Below are 3,029 nucleotides of genomic sequence, written 5' to 3' on the forward strand. Positions count from 1 at the left end.
TTCCTGCACGATGCTGGCGTTATCGACCGCATCCTGCGTTCCATCCATGCCAAGAGCGACGACCGCCTGCTGGAAATCGGCCCGGGCCAGGGCGCACTGACCCAAGGCCTGCTCAGCAGCGGCGCGCAACTCGACGTGGTGGAGCTGGACAAGGACCTGATCCCGATCCTCAACCAGCAGTTTGCCGGCAAGAGCAACTTCAATCTGCATCAGGGCGATGCACTGAAGTTCGACTTCAATAGCCTGAATGCCGCGCCAGGTAGCCTGCGGGTGGTCGGCAACCTGCCGTACAACATCTCCACGCCGCTGATTTTTCACCTGTTGCACAACTCGCATCTGATTCGCGACATGCACTTCATGCTGCAAAAGGAAGTGGTCGAGCGCCTGGCGGCCGGCCCTGGTGGTGGTGACTGGGGCCGCTTGTCGATCATGGTCCAGTACCACTGCCGGGTCGAGCACCTGTTCAACGTTGGCCCGGGGGCATTCAACCCGCCGCCGAAAGTCGACTCGGCCATCGTGCGCCTGGTGCCCCACGCGGTACTGCCGCACCCGGCCAAGGACCACCGCTTGCTGGAGCGCGTCGTGCGCGAGGCCTTCAACCAGCGCCGCAAAACCCTGCGCAATACCCTCAAGCTGCTGCTGAGCAATGACGAAATCGAAGCCGCCGGTGTCGATGGCAGCCTGCGTCCCGAGCAACTCGACCTGGCCGCCTTCGTGCGCCTGGCCGACAAGCTCAGCGAGCAAGCGTCACAAAAGCCTATCGCTGACTGACAGGCGATGAGCGCTATCGGGTAGGACGCCACTCTGGTCTACTACCCGATACTTGGCCTAGACTGAACTCCATCAGCTACGCCCCGCGTCCCGCTTCGTTTTTAAGGCCCCTTGCATGTCCGATCCTCGTTATCAGGTCGACGTCAGCGTCGTCACCCGCTATCTGGCAGAACAATCGCAACCCGAGCACGACCGCTTTGCCTTCGCCTACACCATCACCGTGCAAAACAATGGCCAGTTGCCCGCCAAACTGCTTTCACGGCACTGGGTCATCACCGATGGTAACGGGCATGTCGAAGAAGTGCGCGGCGCAGGCGTGGTAGGTCAGCAGCCGTTGATCGACCCCGGCAAGAGCCACACCTACAGCAGCGGCACGGTCATGACCACCAAGGTCGGCACCATGCAAGGCACCTATCAGATGCTTTCCGACGACGGCAAACATTTCGATGCCATCATCGCGCCCTTCCGCCTGGCGGTGCCCGGAGCCCTGCACTGATGGCAACGTACGCTGTTGGCGACCTGCAAGGCTGCCTTCAAGCCCTGCAATGCCTGCTCAAACAAGTGGCGTTCGACCCACAACGGGATCGTCTGTGGCTGGTAGGCGACCTGGTCAACCGCGGCCCGCAGTCTCTGGAAACCTTGCGCTTCCTCTACAGCATTCGCGAATCGCTGGTGTGCGTGCTCGGCAACCACGACCTGCACCTGCTGGCGGCCGGACGCAACATCGAACGCCTGAAGAAGGCCGATACCTTGCGCGAGATCGTTGAAGCGCCGGATTGCGCCGAACTGCTCGAATGGCTGCGCCAGCAAAAGCTCATGCACTACGACGAACAGCGCAACATTGCACTGGTCCATGCCGGCATTCCACCCCAGTGGTCGCTGCGCAAAGCCTTGAAGTGCGCTGCCGAAGTCGAGACTGCCTTGCGTGACGACAACCTGTTGCCGTCTTACCTCGATGGCATGTACGGCAACGATCCGGCGAAATGGGACAATGACCTCAAAGGCGTGACGCGCCTGCGGGTGATCACCAACTATTTCACGCGCATGCGTTTTTGCACCGCCGRAGGCAAACTCGACCTCAAGAGCAAAGAAGGCCTCGATACCGCGCCCGCTGGCTACAAGCCCTGGTTCCAGCACAAGGAGCGCAAGACCAGGGATGTGAAAATCATCTTCGGTCACTGGGCAGCACTGGAGGGCAAGTGCGACGAGCCAGGCATCTCGGCCCTCGACACCGGTTGCGTCTGGGGCGGCGCCCTGACCCTGATGAACGTCGACAGCGGTGAGCGCCTTTCCTGCAAATGCGACGAACACGGTCATGCCGTGCCGCCAGTCGCCTTATCCATTCCCCAAATATCGTCAGCCGGCGCCCCGCGCTAGACTGCCCATTCAGCCGAGCCACAGGAGCCCGCCATGAGCGAATTCAAACGTATCCCCCCGGAACAGGCCCAAGCCCTGCGCGAACAAGGCGCRGTGGTGGTCGACGTCCGCGACCCGGCCACTTTTGCCGCCCTGCACATCGCAGGCTCCAGGMATCTGGACAATCATTCCCTGCACGCTTTCATCCAGGGTGCCAACCTCGACGCACCGACCGTGGTGGTCTGCTATCACGGCAATTCCAGCCAGGGCGCCGCCGCCTACCTGATCAGCCAGGGCTTCTCCGACGTCTACAGCATGGATGGCGGATTCGAGTTGTGGCGTACGACGTATCCTGCGGAAACCGCGCAAGGCACCCCCGAATAATTTTTTTGTAACGTTGCAGGCCCCGGCTCACGCGGGCTGGCGCGGTGGCAGACGAACGGTCTGCCACAAACAATTACGCATCTAGCCTTTACCTGCCGAATTCCCAACTATCCTTAAGCGCAGGCCATCCAAAACAGGGGAGAGCCGGTACACCGGCGCACGGGTCATCGGGAGTAGCTTTCGGGGCGGTAAGCCTTGAGGGAGTTCTGGGGGGTAAACAGCAACCGCCTGTTCGGTTGCTGCCAGCATCGACTGAGTGATCCGGCGTCGGCTCCACGTATCGAGCGAGGTGACGTCATGAGTATCTTTAGCCACTTCCAACAACGCTTCGAGTCCACACGCCAGGAAGAACTCTCTCTGCAAGAGTACCTGGAGCTGTGCAAAAAGGACCGCAGCGCCTATGTTTCCGCCGCCGAGCGTCTGCTGCTGGCTATCGGAGAACCGGAGCTGCTCGACACCTCGACCAACTCGAGACTGTCGCGAATCTTTTCCAACAAGGTGATCCGCCGCTATCCGGC

The 3,029-nt window shown here is 61.0% G+C and carries 4 protein-coding genes and 1 pseudogene; all 5 read left to right on the plus strand.

The annotated features are described in order from the left end of the window. Window positions 1–771: 16S rRNA (adenine(1518)-N(6)/adenine(1519)-N(6))-dimethyltransferase RsmA (gene rsmA, locus ACXRVY_RS22210; protein WP_458238250.1), on the plus strand; the 771-nt coding region annotated here is incomplete at its 5' end. 115 nt (window positions 772–886) lie between these two features. Beyond that, window positions 887–1,267: a Co2+/Mg2+ efflux protein ApaG gene (apaG, locus tag ACXRVY_RS22215; protein ID WP_223456948.1), complete on the plus strand. Its 381-nt coding sequence runs from the start codon at window positions 887–889 to the stop codon at window positions 1,265–1,267. Further along, window positions 1,267–2,148, plus strand: coding sequence for a symmetrical bis(5'-nucleosyl)-tetraphosphatase (locus tag ACXRVY_RS22220; RefSeq protein WP_458238251.1), 882 nt, complete (start codon window positions 1,267–1,269; stop codon window positions 2,146–2,148). Before apaG ends, ACXRVY_RS22220 begins: the two co-directional genes overlap by 1 nt. A gap of 33 nt (window positions 2,149–2,181) precedes the next feature. After that, window positions 2,182–2,511 (plus strand): thiosulfate sulfurtransferase GlpE, encoded by a 330-nt coding sequence (glpE, locus tag ACXRVY_RS22225; RefSeq protein ID WP_458238252.1) that lies wholly within the window; start codon window positions 2,182–2,184, stop codon window positions 2,509–2,511. 297 nt (window positions 2,512–2,808) lie between these two features. Continuing rightward, a pseudogene (locus ACXRVY_RS22230) lies at window positions 2,809–3,029 on the plus strand (PrkA family serine protein kinase); the annotation flags it as partial.

This window comes from Pseudomonas sp. P5_A2_2 (assembly GCF_054177685.1).